The sequence below is a fragment of the Paenibacillus sp. JNUCC-31 genome, from assembly GCF_014844075.1.
Classification (GTDB): Bacteria; Bacillota; Bacilli; order Paenibacillales; family Paenibacillaceae; genus Paenibacillus.
Genome location: NZ_CP062165.1, coordinates 2,907,987 through 2,925,449, shown reverse-complemented (window position 1 = coordinate 2,925,449; position 17,463 = coordinate 2,907,987). Strand labels below are relative to the sequence as shown.

Sequence of the window (17,463 nt, the reverse complement as noted above, 5' to 3'; positions counted from 1 at the left end):
TACGGATTAGAGGCTGAGGTTTCGTTGACCACGTGTGATGATCCGCAGCGTATGCTTGGTATCCGATTGCTGAATCCAAGATTCGCATACCTGACGAACCCAATCCGGGTTGGTTTTGCCAGCATCGTTCAACCAGTTGCTGACAGAGTCCTGCACATATTTATGAGCATCCGATTTTACATGGTTGAGTAGAGGCAGGGCTATTGCAGGATTTTCTTTTAACTCCTGAATATGCTTGGCCCACACACCGTGAGGTCTTGTCGATTCTATGGCAAACCGTCGGATTAATGGGTCAGGATCGATAGCCCAGTCCATAAAAAACGTTAGCGCATTGGATAATTCAGCCGTGATTGGCTCCCGTACAGCCATCCAGGCAATCTCTCGTACACCAAAGTGGTGATCCGCTGCAAAGGACCGGGTGCGATCCAGTTTATCATTCAGGCTTAAGCGGGAATCCGACCCGATGATAAAGGCTGCCCAGCAGCGCACACTGTCTGAACGATGCTCCGCAAGGGAACGGAAGTGGCGGATTCGCTCTTTATCTCCCATTCGCTCCATAAGGTTGAGCCAATTCGAGGCAATGGTCGGAATGATTTTCATGATTCGCTGTTCATTCATCTGTGTTAACTGCTCCGTGATCTTGCGGGTTTCAGCGCCCATTCCCAGATCATGGGCAATCTGCTGAAAAAGGAGAATGTGATCGACAGCGAGCCACTCCGTCAGATTTACCGATTCGATATGTCCAGATTGCAGCAGATTGCGGATGTGATCAGGAATGTCAGCCCCTTTACGGGCGCCTTTGCGTAGAAGAATGTCCTCGCTGATTACTTTCATCAGATTCATCATAAACTCGGGGTGTTCGATAAGGAATTGTTCAAAACGCTGCCTGTTCATTAGGCAAATATCGCATTCCTCCATGGTTTCGATATATAAGGAACGTGTGCCGAGCGAAATACCGTTCATTTCCCCAAACACATTCCCTTCCTTCAATATATCGAGAGTAAATTGTTTACCTTCTTCCGTTAATGTGTACAGGCGGACGGTTCCCTTTTTTACAAAATAGAAGCCCTCTGTATATGTATCTGGAGTCTGGATCAGCGTATTCTTGGGCATGGTCGTGATGGACGTCATACTGTCCATTTCAATCAGATCTGCTTCTGACAAGGAGCGCATGAGATTGAATTGTGATAAGTAGAGGCGTTTATCCATAACATTCCTTTCCATTACGGTATGAATATAAAAAAAAGAAGAACCCACGGAGTTCAACGGGTTCTCTTGCAACGGGACTTCTTTAAACGGAAGGTCTCCTGAATATAAATAATCGACTAAATTCCTATTATAGTAGTTTTTTAAGTTGGGAGACGCGTCCTTGGCTAATGCCAAGCTTTTCCGCAATCTGCTGTTGAGCCAAGCCAGGATTCTGTTCAACAATTTCCTTCATCTGTTGCAGCATACGTGCCGTCTTGGGTCGCAAGTCCGGGTACTCATGATTGGCAGCTGTAGTCCCTTCTTCCGTTGATGGAGATGAGACTGTGGCGGATTCGGTAGCAGGACGCTCCACGGCTGCAGGAGCCTGTTTGTTCTGAGGAACGAAAAATTCGGGAGTGTCATCCGGGTGTTTTAATTGAATTGCACAAGTCCGGCAGATGAATTGCTCTTTGAAATACATTTCCGTATCCACATCACCGCAAAAAATACACAACGTTGATTTGTACTTTCTCAAAATCAACTCTTTCCCTTCAATGAAAAACTCAAGCGGATCGCCGATATGGATTTCCATCGTATCCCGCATTTCTTTGGGAAGGACAATTCGTCCAAGGCGGTCCAGAGATCTCTTCATTCCGGTTCTTTTCATCGCATCTCCCCCGCAATATTCACAATTAAAACCTGTCCTTATTGTAAGGAAGAAAGGGCTTTAATACAACAATAATATTTCAAAAAATAGGGTTAATTCTATCTTTTATGGGAAAATAAGTTTGGATAGCACGGGTGCAACCGCCAATGTGAACAATGCGGCCAGTACCATGGAGATGCTGGAGATGGTGCCTGTCAGTGAACTGAGCTCGAATGCCTTGGATGTTCCTGTTCCGTGGGCACCGGTTCCAAGCAGCGTTCCACGTGCAATCTCGCCATCGATGCGCAGCATTTTCACAATGGATGGACCCATAATCGCCCCGAGCAGACCGGTCATAATGACAAAGACTGCCGTAACAGCCGGAATGCCTCCAATGGTAGCCGATACGTTCATGGCAATTGGAGTCGTAATGGATCTCGGAATCAGACTATGAATGAGTCCTGAATCCAGACGCAGCCATTTGGCGAGCAGGGCAGAAGAGAGGACTGCCACCACGGAGCCTGTCATGACACTGAAGACGATCTCGGAGATATGCTTTTTGAGTACATGGAAAAACGTATAAAGCGGTACGGCAAAGGCCACCGTTGCAGGTTGAAGCAGCAGACTTAACCATTTGCCACCGTTACTGTAGGCAGCATAATCCGTACCTGTTGCGAGCAGCACACCGACGACAAGAAGTGGCGTAATCAGCAGCGGAGACAGATAAACCTTGGGCAGATTGCGATACATGCGTTTGGCGACCCAGTATATACCGACGGTTAACAACAGGCAGAGGAATCCAATCATCCGGTGTGACGCTCCTTTCGTTTGGCAATCCGGGTGGCAACCAGGCCTGTGCAGGCCATGACCAGAAATGTGCTGAGCAGAACAATAAATAAAATTTGCAGTCCGTCATGCTCGAGCATCGGCATGTAGTTCATAATGCCGACGGCTGACGGGATGAAAAAAAGCAATAGCTCACCGAGCAGCCAGGCAGCGCCAATTTCGATCCAGCGCAGCTTCACGACGCGAGTTTGAAGCAGGATGAAGAGCACGGCCATACCGAGTATTGAACCCGGTACAGGCAGATGGAGGACACGGGCCAGCAGGTCCATGAGCAGTGAAAAGGCCATCAGAAGCGCGACTTGCAAAATGCCAAGGCCCCATTTCTTCACTTCAATCCCTCCTTGTATAATGAACGTGATGATTTTGAGTTGTTTATGAAAATGATTCATTTGATATCACAAATTTTACATCGCATTCTTTCATGAGTAAAATGCATATTAAGAATGTTTATCATTCCATTTATCTATGAGAGATGGGGATCAGACGATGGATATCCGCCATTTGCAATATTTTCTGGAAGTTGCTCGGCAACAAAGTTTTACCAAAGCGGCCGAAGTGCTGTTCATTACACAACCGACGATTAGCAAAACGGTTAAAAGCCTAGAAGACGAACTGGGTGTAACCCTATTGGATCGTTATGGGAAGAAGGTAGCGTTAACGGATGCTGGGCATGTTTTTTTCCGGCAAGCGCTGGAGATTGAAAAGTCATTTCGCAGCCTGTCGTCCGAGCTGGACGATCTGATGAATCTGAAGAAAGGGCATCTGCGGATCGGTTTGCCTCCGATGGTGGGGTCCAGCTTTTTCCCGATGATTATTGGTGAGTTTCACAAAGCCTATCCGCAGGTGACCATTCAGTTGTTCGAGGATGGTGCCAAAAAAGTGGAGGCAGATGTTATCAGTGGTGCACTGGATATTGGGGTTGCCGTATTGCCAACGGTGGATGAACTGGTAGATCATTTTGTTTTTGTGAAAGAGAAGCTGAATCTGCTTGTCCACCCTTCGCACCCACTTGCGGATAGAGAGTCGGTCGCGCTGCGTGAACTGGAACATGATTCATTTGTGCTGTTCCGGGAAGATTTTGCGCTGCATGACCGGATCATTGTTGCCTGTCAGCATGAAGGATTTCAGCCCAGGGTAGTATATGAGAGCTCCCAGTGGGACCTGCTCAGTGCAATGGTAGCGGCCAATCTGGGGGTGGCATTGCTGCCAGAGACGATATGCCGTGAGGTCGATCATATGCGTGTGCGCATTATACCCGTGGTGGAGCCTGTGATTCCCTGGCAGCTTGGCATGATCTGGCGGAAGGATCGCTATCTGTCTTTTGCCACCAGAGAATGGATCGGCTTCACACAGTCCATGCTGAGCGAATAAGAAATCCGGTGTAGACTCCAACTGAAAGCTATAGAGTTATATGAAAGCTATAGAGTTATATGAAAGCTATAGAGTTATATGAAAGCTATAGAGTTATATGAAAGCTATAGAGTGTATACTAAAATGACCCTCAACACGTGTTGAGGGTCATCTTTGTTTATTTTTAGAATGAGTAATATTAATGTTCCTCTAAATAAACAAGAGTATATGCTGCGTAACAAGCTAATGTTGTTCCTGAAGTTCTGGCTGTGTTTTTTTCAGGTACGCACGCCAGGTAATACACCACTGCTTCGGATCGTCCAAAGATGATTCGTCGTTGCGGTGCACCGTGCTGTTGTGTGGAGCCGATTTGACGATATCTGGCTGTGTATAGGCTTCGTTCGAGATATGCTCCAGCGCATGGATATATTCGTCGAGATCTTCCTTGGAATAGGATTCGGTTGGCTCCAGTGTGAACGGCTGTGGAACAATATATGGGTGATGGGAGGTCCAATAATGCAGGCCGAAGTCGCACATTCTCCGCGTAATATCCTCCGTCGTCACTCCAGTTTCATCGGTGAGCTGCTTCCAGCTGTAGCGGACCTGTTCTAGACGACGTCCTTGGACATACGGGGCACTCGCTCCGCGTATTTGAACAATTTTATGATATAAATAGTTGTTATTCAGCACTGCCACCTGGGCGACATCCTTCAGACCGTCCGGTCCGAGACTCATAATCCAGGCGTAGGAGCGGAGTACGGTCTGGGCTACACCGTGAAAGCTGCGCACTTTACCTATGCTGACTTCCGTTTGATCTTTCAAGATATACCGTCCGCCCGCTTCCTTCTCCACTAATGGCCCAGGCAGGAAACTCTTCAGGGCATCCGTCACCCCGAGAGCACCCGTTGCAGGACCGCCGCACATATGGGGCGCAGCAAAGGTTTTGTGGAGATTGAAGAAGCACATATCAAAACCCGCTTCCTTCGCTCGTGTAATCCCGAGCAGGCCATTGGCGTTAGCCTGATCATAATAGCAGACACCACCAGCTTCGTGCACGACATCCGTAAATTCGCGGATACGATGGTTATAGATGCCTGTGTCCTCTGGATTAGCCACAACGAATCCGGCTGTCCGCTCGGAGACAACGTTCTTCAGCTTCTCAAGATCCGGGAATCCATCCTCGTCTGGATGCAACGTAATAATCTTATATCCCTTGACGGCAGCTGTAGCGGCCTGGGAAGGATGAGAGAAGATGGTTGTAATGATCTCATCACGCTGCTCACCTTCACCACGCGCATCATGATAGGCACGGACGATGGAGGCCATAGCCAGAAGTGCCTGGGTTCCGCTACTCGGTTGAAAGGAGAAAGCATCCATACCGGAAATCTCACGCATGGCCAGATCGAGATTATGGAATATTTCCAGCATCCCCTGAACAGAATCCACATCCTGTAGCGGATGAAGCTCGGTCATACGGGGATTGCGGATAAGCATTTCGTTAATCCGGGGAATATATTTCATCGTGCAGGTTCCCTGACCAATCTCCACATTCATATCCGATCCCAACGTTTCCTGGGATAGTCTCAGATAATGCCGCAGTACCTTGGCCTGACCGATTTCTGGCAAAGCCGGCGTATTGCGCCGCCACATGGACGCTGGTATGCTGTCTTCCGCGCTACCTGCTTCAGCGGCTACAGCTGCTTCCGTCCCCGGCGGGATAACGCCCCGCTCTCCGTGTCGATGAAGTTCAAAGATAACGGGCTCATCCCATTTCGCTTGGTGAAACTTACGAACCTTATGGTCTCTGCGAATCCGTTTCATGGCGTTCAGTCCTCCTCTATATGATCACTATGATGTGCTGACAATGGAACGAAGAGCATCGACAAGTCGGTCCAAATCCGCCTGAGCATGCGTTTCCGTGACGCAGTAGAGCGCACATTGACCCCACGCTGGGTAGGATGAGGATAAATCTTTGCCTCCAAAAATCCCTGTATCCATTAATCTGTGGTTGATCTCCTCAACGGTTAGACCCGTATCATTAAAATCAACGACAAACTCTTTGAAAAAGGTGCCCTTTTCGAAGCGAAGCGACACACCTGGAATTCGTGATATCTGCTTCGCAGCGTAATGCGATTTCTGGATAATCGTGCTGCCAACCTCATGCATGCCAACAGGACCGAGGAGGGCCAAATATACTCCTGCCGTAATGCCCCATAAAGCCGTCTGAGTCCCTACCGATTCCTTGCCTTTCTCCCGAAGAGCGAATGATGTACGTTCATAGGCAACATCTCCGAAGCCGTATTCGCCATCCACCTCGGTTGGCACGATGCCAAATAGTCGAGAAGGGTATTCCATGACATACTTTTCCTCATCACGTGTTGCGATGAAGCCAGCCTGCCCACCGCCAAAGTTCATATGCATACCTAGCGGCTGTAAATCTCCGCAAATGATATCCGCCCCGTAACGACCTGGAGGCTCCAGAACTCCAAGGGATATGGGGTCAACACCTACAATAGATACCGCATTTATTTTATGGGCCAGCTCAGATATCTCAGCTCCCTGATCCTCAATGATTCCAAGGTAACCGGGATTTTCAAAGTATATCGCCGCCGTATCGTCACTTAATTTGCTGCGCAGATCATTTAGATCCATTCGTCCTGTCACCTGATCGATGTCAACATACTGGAGATCCATGACCGGGGTGCAGTAATTACGAATAATTGCCGCCTTATCTGGATCTACAGAACGAGGGAGCAGTACGGTTTTGCGCCCTGTAATACGTCCTGCCATGCGGATCGCGGTGGAAGCCGCCTGAGCCCAGTCAAAGGTTGGAACATTCACGACATCCATATCCACCAGTTCGGCAAGCAGGCTCTGATACTCGAACAGGGCCTGGAACCGACCATGGTCTTCATAAGGCTCACCAGCATAGGCTGTCACGAATTCAGAACGTTGATTGATCTCGTCGCATACGGCCGGGATGAAATGCTGCCAGCATCCTGCACCCAGAAAATTAAGATAATCTCCGCTGTGCTTGTTCTTCGCCAGCAGTCCATCAATATGTCGGCGCAGTTCATACTCGTTCATGGCCGGCGGTAGGTCCATCTCCCGCTGCAGCTTCAGGCTGTCAGGAATTGCATCATGGAGTTGCTCCATAGATGTTAAACCAATTTCTTTCAGCATCGCGTCCCGGACCTCCGGAACGGTATTTGGAATATAGGGATGGGCATATGTTCTGTTGTCAGCCACAATTAACGCCTCCGTTCATATGTTGGGAAAATGATCTTTCTTATCCGCCCTAAGCAATTCCGCCTCCGTCAACGACCAGCACACTGCCCGTTACCCATGAGGACAAGTCACTCGCCAGGAACAATACAGCATTCGCGATATCATGCGGTGTACCTAGACGCTCCAACGGTCTGCCTCCTGCAGAGGCAACCAGAAATGCTGACTCATCTTGTTGTAGCTGCTTCGCTTCGTCACGCAAGAGCGGTGTATCCGTATCCCCTGGTGATACACAGTTGACTCGAATGTTTGCCGCTCCATGGTCGATAGCCATGGCACGAGTCAGATTGACAACGCCAGCCTTTGCTGCGCAATAAGCTGCTGCGCGGTCACCACCTTTCAGTCCCCAACCTGAACCTGTATTAATGATGCTACCGCCGCCGCCTTGCTCCATAATGGGAATTACATATTTAGAGAGGAGGAAGACACCTTTGAGTGAGACGTCCAGTACAAGATCCCAGTCTCTTTCATCCAACTCGGTAACCGTTTTGCGGCGGATGACCCCGGCGTTATTGAACAGGATGTGAATCCCTCCAAGAGCTGATTCAATCTCTGAGGCTGTGCGTTCGCAGTCTGCGGCAGAGGTCACGTTGCAGCAGTAAAAGCTGGCCTGACCGCCCCGTTCACGGATACTGGCGACGGCCTCGTTACCCGCAGCTTCATTGATATCAATCAAGGCAACATGTGCCCCGAAGCTCGCCAGAAGCTCAGCGGTGGCCAGCCCAATGCCTGATGCTCCGCCAGTAACGACGGCTACCTTGCCAGATAAATTCAAAACGTCATGTGTATTAAGCATGTTGATCTTCCTCCATTTCATATTGCTTCGCTTCTGTACTCATTCGGCGGCTCAGCCGTTCAGGAGAGCTATCCTCTGCCATATAAGCCTGGAGCAAGATGCGGAACCGGAACGCTTCTGGCTTAACTGTATTTTCAGGGGACTGTGCTGGGCCACAGCTGTTACTTCCCAGCCCATTCTGTCGGTAATCCAGATTCAGTGTGATGAAATCTCGAGGTGCCAAATCACTCATATGCTGGGCCTTCTCCAGATCACCATCTGTGTAACGTCTAGCGCTGAAATCTAGCGTTGGCGCTCCTGCCGCCAGCAGACCGATTCCTGCTCCATCGACTATCGACATCCACCTTACATCTGTCCGATTTCCGTTCTCTTGAGGGTAGATATACGATGTGAACAATCCATCTACACTGTTCTGGTATACGCTGAAACGTCCGGCCTCCCGGCTATCCGAATAGCTCTCACCCGGCCCGCGCCCATACCATTTCACATGGTCCATATCACCGGGCACTTCCATCTGAAGACCGATTTTCGGGAGCATAGCAGGTGGTGTTCCCTCTGGCATTCCCTTCACATCCATCATGATTAGTCCACTTGCAGTTACCGTATAGGACGTTTCACATCGGAAGCCCCAATCGTGGACGGGTGGTGCTATGCGAGAAGTCCAGATAACACGTACTGACGTTTCGTCCAGCTGCTCCCACCGAAAATTGTCTATCCGCTCTGTCAGTCGATCGAGGTGTGCCTTGCGCCAATCTGGGAGCACATACATGTCGTTATCAATCGGTGCGCGCCAGAAATTGAGTCGGGGTCCATGTTGAATGAGCTCCTTTCCGTTCAGGCGAAGGGACGTAAACCCTGCACGTAGACGGTCAAATGAAATACGGAAACTGTCATTCGCAATGACTAGCTCGCGTCCTTCTTCGGTAACTGACAATTTCTGCTCTACAGACATCTGCGATATGGAAGATGTGGCTGAGCTTGAATGACTCGGCAGTGCAAACTGTGCCCAAGCTACCTCATGCCCTTGCTCCGCCCAAGCGCAGTCTGCTGCCAGCGTAAATCCGACATTCAGCCACATCTCTGTACCCGGCTCAAAATGAATCGACTGTTGATCTGTCAAATCCAAATTTGGAATCAATACGTCCGCGCTATCACCCGGACTAATCTGCGGAAGTACGAGTACACCACTGTTAACGGTTCGTCCATCAGCCGTGACACTGTAGTGGACCTGTAGATGATCCAGTGTCACGAAATCATAACGGTTTGTTACGCGAATCTTTCCTGCATCTATCATTGTGACCCTGACGGGTTCGATGATTTTCTTATATTCAATGAGTCCCGGAGAGGGGGTACGGTCTGGACGAACCAGCCCGTCAATAACAAAATTACTGTTATTCGGTACATCACCGTAATCGCCGCCGTAAGCATAGTCAACCTTGCCATCGATTAATTTTTTGCTAAGTCCATGATCGATCCATTCCCACACAAAGCCGCCTTGAAGGCGCCGATAAGTATCAAATGTGTCAAAATACGCCCGTAACCCTCCGGGTCCATTGCCCATTGCATGAGCAAATTCGCATAGAATATGTGGCTTCGGATGATCCGTTAGCTGGCCGAAACCTTCCATCTTCTCCACGGAAGAATACATCGTGCTCACCACATCACATACTTCCGCTTCACGGTCCTCTTCATAATGAATAAGTCGTGTGGAATCATTGGCTTTGCACCACTCAGACATCGCACGGAAATTGCAGCCGAAGCCCGATTCATTGCCAAGCGACCAGAAAATTACGGAAGGGTGATTCTTGTCGCGTTCCACCATACGTCGGATACGGTCCACATAGGCATCCTTCCAAGCCGGGTCGTCGCTAAGACGTGAAATATTGCCCAGCGGCTCAAAGCCGTGCGTTTCCAGGTCCGTCTCCTCCATAACGTATAACCCATACTCATCACATAGATCATAGAACCGCGGGTCGTTCGGATAATGTGCCGTCCGCACCGCATTGATATTGTGCTGCTTCATCATTAGGATATCTTCGCGCATGGTGGATACCGTAACGGTTCGTCCTGTATCTGGATGATGGTCATGTCGGTTCACGCCTTTGAGAAGAATCGCTACGCCATTAACCAAGAACTGTCCATCCCTGACCTCCACACGGCGGAACCCGACTCGTTGGGCAATCGTTTCTATAACTTGATTCTTCGAGTCAACCAATGAAATGATCAGATGATATAAATAAGGAGATTCGGCATTCCATAAGGAAGGCTTCGCCACAGGCAGGTTGAACTCAACACTTGAAGGATGATTTACATTTTTCTCAGCAGACAGGATCTGCGCTCCAATTTTATTCAGCAGTTGCAACTGTATTTTGCCCTGAACTTCTTCTCCATTCAGGTCTAATCGGACCGACAGTACCGCATTCGTAAACTCTGTATCTAGCTCTGTTACGATTCGGTAATCTGTAATGCGTAACGCTGAAGGCTCGGAAACCAGATAGACATCCCGGAAAATGCCACTCATCCACCACATATCCTGATCCTCCAAATAACTACCGTCAGACCACTGGTAAACCCGGACTGCCAATCGGTTAACTCCCGCCTGCAGGTAAGGGGTCAGATCAAATTCCGATGTCAGGCGACTGCCTTGACTGTACCCGACAAACGAACCATTCAGCCATACATGAAATGCGCTATCTACACCGTCAAACTTAAGTGAAACAACTCTTCCGTCCCAATGGTCTGGCAGCGTGAATTCCCTTACGTAGCTACCCGTTGGATTATCATTAGGTACATGAGGAGGATCGACAGGAAATGGGTAGTACAGGTCCGTGTAATGCGGATTTCCGTAGCCTTGCAACTGCCAATGGCCAGGGACAGGGATATCATCCCAACCCGAGGTGTCGTATTCATTTTGATGAAAATCCGGGGGGGCCAGCTCAGGCCCCTCAGCGAATTGAAATTTCCAAATGCCGTTCAACGATTTGAACCACGGAGAGCTTCCTCTGTCATAGCTCAGAGCATCTTCTTTATTGGAGTGAGGAATAAAATAGGAGCGACTCTTCGCGCGGTTTCTCTCCAGCACGCTGAGGTTATCCCAGTCGCGCCCAATGTTCATAACAGTCATGATCGTCATTCCCTTCCTCTATCGGTGTGTCCTATCCTTTAATACCTGTCGTGGCAATTCCGCCGACAATGTAACGCTGGGCGAAGAAGAAAATCGCAAGCGGCGGAATCGAAATTAAGCAGGTGATGGCCATGATGGACTGCATATCAACACCGTACATGCCCTTAAATTGAGATAGGCCAAGCGTCAACGTATATTTTGTCTGATCATTCAGGAAAATGAGCGGTCCCAGATAATCATTCCAACAACTCATGAACTGGAATACGGAAACCAGGATCAGCGAAGGTCCCATTAGCGGCACAATGATTCGGAGCAGAACCGTCATTTTACTGGCGCCGTCAATCGTCGCTGCTTCATCCAGCTCACGGGGCAGGGTCATAATGAACTGCCGTAACAAAAAGATATAATAGGCAGAGCCAAACCACGACGGAATAATCAGCGGTTTGAGTGTGTTGATCCATCCCAAATAGTTGAATTCCATATACTGCGGAATCATGGTTACTTCCCACGGGATCATCATGGTCGCCAGAACGACAAGAAACAGGAAATCACGGCCTTTAAACTGAAATCTGGCGAAGCCGTAAGCAACGAGCGTACAGGATATCAGCTGACCTATGGTGGATAAAACCGTAACGAGCAGTGTGTTTTTTAAAAATAAATTAAAGGGCTGGATATTCCATGCCTCTGCGAAGTTACTGAATTTCCAGTCGGACGGAATCCATTTGGGAGGAAACAGATAAAGCTCCTGCGGTGATTTCAGTGCCGTGGTCACCGCCCAGAAGAGTGGGGCGATGAACAGCAGTGAGAAAACAATCAGCAACACGTAAGCAAATACTTTTTTCATCAGGCCCGCCCCCTTTTACTGGCTTTAAGCTTCTTCTGCGGATTCTTTTTCATTTCACCTTCATAGAACACCCAGGCTTCCGAAGATTTGAATACCAGAAACGTCAAGGTAAGCACAATCAGAAACATAAACCAGGCGTTTGCGGCAGAGTAACCCATTTTAAAATATTTGAAAGCGTTCTCATACATATACATCGCATAGAAATAGGTTGATTTCATTGGCCCGCCTCCCGTGAGTAGCAGGGCAAGAGTTAACTGCTGGAATGCTGCAATAATCGATGTGATGAGGTTGAACAGAATGGTTGGTGTAATCATCGGAATGGTTACACTCAAGAACTTTCGGATTCTACCTGCTCCGTCGATTGAAGCGGATTCGTACAGGTCCTTGGGAATGCCTTTAAGTCCAGCCAGGAAAATAAGCATCATGGATCCTTGTCCCCAGAGGCTGGCAACGACCATCGCAACAAGCGACCAGTTCGTATCATTCAGCCAATCAGGCCCCTGGATGCCAAGGACGGACAAGAAATAGTTCAGAATTCCATAGTCTCCGCTGTATACCCAGGACCAGATCATAGCAAGCGCCACACCTGAGATGACAGAGGGGAGATAAAATGCCGTACGGAAAATGGCGCTTCCTCTAACCCTTTGGTTTAGCAGCATGGCAAGTCCGAGTGCGACTATAATATTGAGCGGGACGAAGAGGGCTGCAAATTTCAGTGTTACAAATAGAGATTTCCAAAAAAGTGGATCATTCGAAAACATCTCTACGTAGTTGTCTAGCCCGATAAAAGTTACCTTTCCGACGATGGGCCAATCAAAAAATGAAATGACCAGCGAGAACAGCAGGGGACCTAAAGTGAAAACAACAAATCCAAATATCCATGGGAAGATAAAGAGGTAGGGCGCAAGCCCACCCCATTTGCGTTTTTTCAAGGCCTTAAGGGTAGCTATCGGTTCCGATGTATTCTGCAGGTAGGTCTGAGCCATCTCCTAACCTTCTTTCTACAAGTGTTATTTCAAATATCGCTCGCTGTCCTTAACCGCCTGATTCAATGCTTCTTGGGCATTGCTGCCGTGCATGACTGCTTCCACCGCAGCCGACAGCTGTCGGTTCACTTCATTCCACTTCGGATTGAGTAGAAATGCAGGTGTATTGTCCGAACGCTCAAGCATGGTGTAATAAGGCTTGTAGAGTGGGTCCTGATCCTTCTTGAGTTCGTTTACAACACTTTGTCGTACTGGCAGGTCAGCAACGCGCATTTTGATCGATTCATTGGAGACATAAAATTTAACGAATTCCCATGCCAGCTCTTTGTGCTTGGAGTCTTTGGCAATAGACAGGGCGGATTCGGCCAGTACACCTTTAACCGGTTTGCCTGGGAAAGCTGGAATTTCGACCGTACCTACATCGACTCCCGCTTGTTTGAATGATTCGAGCGGCCAGATTCCGCTTTCCCACATGGCGATCTTACCGCCTTTAAAAATATCATCACCGCTTTGCTGGCCTTTACCACCTGTAAGCACGGCGGTGCCGTCCTTCACCATATCACCAAACATTTGGATCGCTTCAGCGGTTTCTTTACTGTTCATGTAGCCTTCGATGGTTTTACCATCCGGGGAAATAAAGGAGCCGCCATTACTCCAGACAAAGCCCTGCAAGTCATACGTATCATTCTCGGCGCGGGCACCAAAGCCGTACTGCTTCTTGGATGAATCCGTTAGTTTCTTAGCGATATCCTGGAATTCGCTCCATTCCCATCCGTCTTTGGGATAAGGGACACCGGCAGCGTCAAAGAGCTTTTTGTTATAATAGACGACACGTGTCGTGAAACCGGCCGGAATGCCGTATAGCTTATCGTCAATTTTTCCATAGTTGAACAATCCTTTGTAAAAATCATCTATCTTCAGGTCTTTATCCTTCTCTGCGAAGCTATCCAGTGGTTCAAGAGATTGGTGGTAGGTAGGGAAGTCCCACATGTACATGACGTCTGGCGGGTTACCTGCTCCAAAGCCTGCGGCAAGCTTCTGGTCAAATCCGTCCGCATAGGCCTCAACCTGCACCTTTGTACCGGGATGTTCTGCTTCAAACTTCTTGGCGATATCCTGCTCAATTTTGAGCGCGTCTCCCGTATCCCAGGTTGCAAAACGAAGCGTCTTCGTCTGATCCGAACCGCCGTTCTCCGGATTGGCTGTTCCAGCGTTACCGCTGCATGCAGACAGTATGGATACCATCAGCGTCGTTGCAAGGACAATGTGTGAAATTCTTTTTTTCATATTGTCAGCTCCCTGTCAGTGAGGTTTATAATAATTGAACCGCTTTCATCGTAACGCGAATGAAAGCGGTTCAAAACGTGTATCTATTCGAATGTTGTTGTGATTTTGTTCGAATTATTGAAGCAGGTGTCAATCTGTTCGAGAGCTGTCGTCTTTTTGTTGGGCACGGTAATGACTCGGTGTCTGACCCGTACAGCGTTTGAACCATTTGCTAAAATATTTGCTGTCCCCAAGTCCTGTCCGTTCCGCAATTTCCTGCATGGTTAGATGTGTATCCCGCAGTAAACCATAAGCAAGGCGCAGTTTCCGTTTATATTGGAAGGCAATGAAACTATCACCGACAGCCTTCTTAAACAGAATGGAGAAATGACTGCGGCTGAGCCCAACCTCTTCCGCCAGTTCGCTGGCTGACCAGTCAGCTGCGGGATTAGCATACAGTAGATTCACGGCTTTCCAGATCGGATCTGGCCAATGATTTACGGATATCCCATACAGCTTCTCTAGCTCAGCTTCTTTATGAAGGTTCTGGAACGCCTGCTTCAGATCATCGCTGTGGAGCAAGGATTCTTTACGAGTCCACTTCAACTGACTGCATTTGCTCTTACTCTCTACCAGAAGGCTGTCTGCTGACTCTCGCAGCGTATCAGGAACGATCCAATAGCAGTATTCTTCTCCATAAGGAATGATCGTACCCTCGCGCATGCTGCATTCATTCTTCCCAGCATCTTGTAGTAGCTCGGTCCACATTGCTCCGCATTCTGCCGTTCGAATCAGATATATCAACAGCGGCTGACCATTACAATGCCATTGATCGCTATGCAGCTTCTCCAGCTCCTCTGGAAATTTACAGCTATGCCCGTTCAGCCATGCAAAGAGCAATGTTTCCATTCGTTCTTCGTCTTTTGGAGAGGCTGGGGCGAAGACAGACAGTTCCTGCTGGAACTTCTTTAACATGTCTTCAAGTTCTTCGTCCTCAAAAGCGGTTTTCAAAAGATATCCGGATGCCCCAAGTTGAATTCCCTGCTGCGCGTATTCAAAATCCCGGTGGCAACTGAGCAGAATTATTTTGGTCTTCGCCGCCATCTCTTTTATCTTGCGAGACAGCTCAATGCCATCCATCTCTGGCATTACAATATCTGTAATGACAATTTCAGGCCTATGCTCCAGAAAGGCTTCCCAGGCTTTTTGTCCATTGGGCGCGTCAGCTACAACTTCCATTCCAAATTTCTCCCAAGGTACGGTCGAACGTAGACCTTTCCGTACAATACTTTCATCATCTGCAATCAGTACCTTAATTCTCTTTGCTGTATCCATCCGGGTGCTCCTCCTCTTTGGGCCAATGAATGACAATCGCTGTACCTTCACCCTTAGTCGAATGTACCGTAAGCCCGTACTGTGAGCCGAAGTGCAGTTTGAATTTCTGGTCTGCATTCTGTACGCCTAATCCTCCGCGCCCACGACGTTTCGGATCTGGAAGAAGCAGACGCTCCCGTTTCTCTTCCGTCATACCCGCTCCATTATCCCTGAGAATCAGCAGAAGCTCATTCCTTTCTACTACGGTGATATCCAGCTTAATTACACCTATCCCATCCGTGAAGCCATGGAAAAATATATTTTCAAACAGTGGCTGCAGAGTCATACGTGGGATCAGATACTGTTTTAGTGAGTCCTCACAATTCAGCTCATAGCTGAACACATTTCCGTACCTGATCTCCTGAATTTTCAGAAAATGCTCTATCATGCGTAGCTCTCTGCCCAACGTGATCAGTTCCTGCGATATATCCAGATTTCCTTCTAACACCATCGTTAAGTGATATAACATCTGACGGATATCATCAGCCCCTTCCAGACGGGCCTTCCACTGAATGGAGTTCAACGTATTGAACAGCAGGTGGGGGTTAATCTGATAATGGAAAGCCTTCAGTTCCGCTTCCTTCTTGAGTCGTTCGCTCTGTTCCACTTCTTGTACGAGCGATTGGACACCGCTTACCATCCGGTTAAAACTCATATCAAGGCTACCTAGCTCATCTTTACCTTCGATCGGCATCCGTGTATCCAGCTTACCGAAGCTGACCTTCTTCATCGAATCCTTTAGCGTGCGAATACGCGCTGTAAATCTTGATGAAAACAGATAAGCGAGTCCAAAAGCAAGCAGACATGAAATAACGGCCACGACAATCGTATTCGACCGAATAATGCCCGAGGATAGGTAGAAGGCTTTGGCAGGCAATCTTGCTTCTATGGTCCACTGGTTCACGGCAAGGGTCCGAATCCATGTAATATCACTGTCCTTCTTCGTAAAAGTGGAGGCGCTCTCATACACAATCCTTCCGTCCGAAGCTTTAATGGTCAGATGCGACTTCGTATCTGTTTCAAATAGTTTGAACATATGGATCAGTTCCTGCGCATTCTCCTCTATGAGTATGGTACTTCCGTTTTGCGTCCCGTTGGAGTTATGAATCGGAACAGCGAGTCCAAGGACGGGAAGATTCGAATCACCTGAGCTGCTCATTGCGTGATTTTGCATATAAAAGCCGAGCCAGTATATTCCTTTATAAGAAGCGGGTTTTGTCTTCCATTCTGGAATATTTTTCAGCTTATCAACATTCAAATTGTTCTCTCCATAATAATAACCAGAGGGAGTAATGATATAGATTCCAGCGGTTAGATCCGTCCGCAGCGATTTGAGTAGGGCTTCAAAGTCATTCTTCTCAATGATTTCACTATAGCTTACAGGTGCCTGATTTCTTAAATCTGCATGGGCGGGGTCAAGCAAATACGAGTAGATCGTTTCACTCATTTGTTTCATTCGGCTTAAAGATGAACTTGTTTGTTGCTCCAACTGCGCTACAGCATTTTCACCATATTTGCCAAACTGGGAATTGATAATTTTGGCAGATTGGTAGTATGACAACGCACCAAGCGAGAGCAGAGGAATCAGAGTGACGATGAGAAAACAGAAAAGCAGCTTGGTCCGTATACTGCGATAGGAACCAGAGAAAATGCGTTTATTAAGCTGCCTGATCCATTGGACGTTCATAAACGATTTCCCCTCTCGCTATAACTACATCTACCTGCATTCTAGCATGGACAGATAGCCTATAGAAGAAT

At 48.2% G+C, this 17,463-nt stretch carries 14 protein-coding genes and 1 pseudogene; 1 reads left to right on the top strand and 14 read right to left on the bottom strand.

Annotation, left to right across the window (positions count from 1 at the left end; translation table 11 throughout):
• Window positions 1-6: 6 nt before the first annotated feature.
• The 5 genes and pseudogenes from JNUCC31_RS12600 to JNUCC31_RS12585 form a co-directional block, all read right to left on the bottom strand.
• Window positions 7-813: a DNA alkylation repair protein gene (locus JNUCC31_RS12600; RefSeq protein ID WP_228469715.1), complete on the bottom strand. Its 807-nt coding sequence runs from the start codon at window positions 811-813 to the stop codon at window positions 7-9.
• Between the two features lie 2 nt (window positions 814-815).
• A pseudogene (locus JNUCC31_RS34100) lies at window positions 816-1,209 on the bottom strand (Crp/Fnr family transcriptional regulator); the annotation flags it as partial.
• A gap of 127 nt (window positions 1,210-1,336) precedes the next feature.
• A complete protein-coding gene (locus JNUCC31_RS12595) occupies window positions 1,337-1,855 on the bottom strand; it encodes an AbrB/MazE/SpoVT family DNA-binding domain-containing protein (protein ID WP_192271569.1) in 519 nt (172 codons plus the stop codon).
• A 105-nt stretch (window positions 1,856-1,960) separates the two neighbouring features.
• Window positions 1,961-2,641, bottom strand: a complete 681-nt coding sequence (locus tag JNUCC31_RS12590) for a CidB/LrgB family autolysis modulator (RefSeq protein WP_192271567.1) — start codon at window positions 2,639-2,641, stop codon at window positions 1,961-1,963.
• Window positions 2,638-3,009 (bottom strand): CidA/LrgA family protein, encoded by a 372-nt coding sequence (locus JNUCC31_RS12585; RefSeq protein ID WP_192271565.1) that lies wholly within the window; start codon window positions 3,007-3,009, stop codon window positions 2,638-2,640. Before JNUCC31_RS12585 ends, JNUCC31_RS12590 begins: the two co-directional genes overlap by 4 nt.
• 157 nt (window positions 3,010-3,166) lie before the next feature.
• Here JNUCC31_RS12585 and cidR point away from each other — a divergent pair, with 157 nt between their 5' ends.
• On the top strand, window positions 3,167-4,051 hold the full coding sequence (gene cidR, locus JNUCC31_RS12580) for a cidABC operon transcriptional activator CidR (RefSeq protein ID WP_192271563.1): 885 nt from the start codon (window positions 3,167-3,169) through the stop codon (window positions 4,049-4,051).
• Between the two features lie 222 nt (window positions 4,052-4,273).
• Here cidR and gcvPB read toward each other — a convergent pair whose 3' ends face one another.
• From gcvPB to JNUCC31_RS12535, 9 genes are all read right to left on the bottom strand, one after another.
• On the bottom strand, window positions 4,274-5,851 hold the full coding sequence (gene gcvPB, locus JNUCC31_RS12575; protein ID WP_192271561.1) for an aminomethyl-transferring glycine dehydrogenase subunit GcvPB: 1,578 nt from the start codon (window positions 5,849-5,851) through the stop codon (window positions 4,274-4,276).
• A 27-nt stretch (window positions 5,852-5,878) separates the two neighbouring features.
• Window positions 5,879-7,279 (bottom strand): aminomethyl-transferring glycine dehydrogenase subunit GcvPA, encoded by a 1,401-nt coding sequence (gene gcvPA / locus JNUCC31_RS12570; protein ID WP_192271559.1) that lies wholly within the window; start codon window positions 7,277-7,279, stop codon window positions 5,879-5,881.
• 49 nt (window positions 7,280-7,328) lie between these two features.
• Complete coding sequence (locus JNUCC31_RS12565) at window positions 7,329-8,111, bottom strand: SDR family NAD(P)-dependent oxidoreductase (RefSeq protein ID WP_192271557.1); 783 nt, start codon at window positions 8,109-8,111, stop codon at window positions 7,329-7,331.
• Window positions 8,104-11,235 (bottom strand): beta-galactosidase subunit alpha, encoded by a 3,132-nt coding sequence (gene ebgA, locus JNUCC31_RS12560; protein ID WP_192271555.1) that lies wholly within the window; start codon window positions 11,233-11,235, stop codon window positions 8,104-8,106. The genes JNUCC31_RS12565 and ebgA overlap by 8 nt, the downstream gene beginning before the upstream one ends.
• Window positions 11,236-11,266: 31 nt before the next feature.
• Complete coding sequence (locus JNUCC31_RS12555; RefSeq protein ID WP_062321381.1) at window positions 11,267-12,079, bottom strand: carbohydrate ABC transporter permease; 813 nt, start codon at window positions 12,077-12,079, stop codon at window positions 11,267-11,269.
• Window positions 12,079-13,065 (bottom strand): carbohydrate ABC transporter permease, encoded by a 987-nt coding sequence (locus JNUCC31_RS12550; RefSeq protein WP_192271553.1) that lies wholly within the window; start codon window positions 13,063-13,065, stop codon window positions 12,079-12,081. Before JNUCC31_RS12550 ends, JNUCC31_RS12555 begins: the two co-directional genes overlap by 1 nt.
• A gap of 24 nt (window positions 13,066-13,089) precedes the next feature.
• Window positions 13,090-14,352 (bottom strand): ABC transporter substrate-binding protein, encoded by a 1,263-nt coding sequence (locus JNUCC31_RS12545; RefSeq protein WP_192271550.1) that lies wholly within the window; start codon window positions 14,350-14,352, stop codon window positions 13,090-13,092.
• A gap of 129 nt (window positions 14,353-14,481) precedes the next feature.
• Window positions 14,482-15,666: a response regulator transcription factor gene (locus JNUCC31_RS12540; protein WP_192271548.1), complete on the bottom strand. Its 1,185-nt coding sequence runs from the start codon at window positions 15,664-15,666 to the stop codon at window positions 14,482-14,484.
• On the bottom strand, window positions 15,644-17,392 hold the full coding sequence (locus JNUCC31_RS12535; protein ID WP_192271546.1) for a sensor histidine kinase: 1,749 nt from the start codon (window positions 17,390-17,392) through the stop codon (window positions 15,644-15,646). The genes JNUCC31_RS12540 and JNUCC31_RS12535 overlap by 23 nt, the downstream gene beginning before the upstream one ends.
• Window positions 17,393-17,463 lie beyond the last annotated feature (71 nt).

What these genes read in the sequence shown, in the direction of transcription:
- JNUCC31_RS12540 (WP_192271548.1), bottom strand. Translation starts at nt 15,666, where the DNA reads ATGGATACAGCAAAGAGAATTAAGGTACTGATTGCAGATGATGAAAGT.
- JNUCC31_RS12590 (WP_192271567.1), bottom strand. Translation starts at nt 2,641, where the DNA reads ATGATTGGATTCCTCTGCCTGTTGTTAACCGTCGGTATATACTGGGTC.
- JNUCC31_RS12565 (WP_192271557.1), bottom strand. Translation starts at nt 8,111, where the DNA reads ATGCTTAATACACATGACGTTTTGAATTTATCTGGCAAGGTAGCCGTC.
- ebgA (WP_192271555.1), bottom strand. Translation starts at nt 11,235, where the DNA reads ATGACTGTTATGAACATTGGGCGCGACTGGGATAACCTCAGCGTGCTG.
- JNUCC31_RS12555 (WP_062321381.1), bottom strand. Translation starts at nt 12,079, where the DNA reads ATGAAAAAAGTATTTGCTTACGTGTTGCTGATTGTTTTCTCACTGCTG.
- JNUCC31_RS12550 (WP_192271553.1), bottom strand. Translation starts at nt 13,065, where the DNA reads ATGGCTCAGACCTACCTGCAGAATACATCGGAACCGATAGCTACCCTT.
- cidR (WP_192271563.1), top strand. Translation starts at nt 3,167, where the DNA reads ATGGATATCCGCCATTTGCAATATTTTCTGGAAGTTGCTCGGCAACAA.
- JNUCC31_RS12545 (WP_192271550.1), bottom strand. Translation starts at nt 14,352, where the DNA reads ATGAAAAAAAGAATTTCACACATTGTCCTTGCAACGACGCTGATGGTA.
- gcvPB (WP_192271561.1), bottom strand. Translation starts at nt 5,851, where the DNA reads ATGAAACGGATTCGCAGAGACCATAAGGTTCGTAAGTTTCACCAAGCG.
- JNUCC31_RS12535 (WP_192271546.1), bottom strand. Translation starts at nt 17,392, where the DNA reads ATGAACGTCCAATGGATCAGGCAGCTTAATAAACGCATTTTCTCTGGT.
- JNUCC31_RS12595 (WP_192271569.1), bottom strand. Translation starts at nt 1,855, where the DNA reads ATGAAAAGAACCGGAATGAAGAGATCTCTGGACCGCCTTGGACGAATT.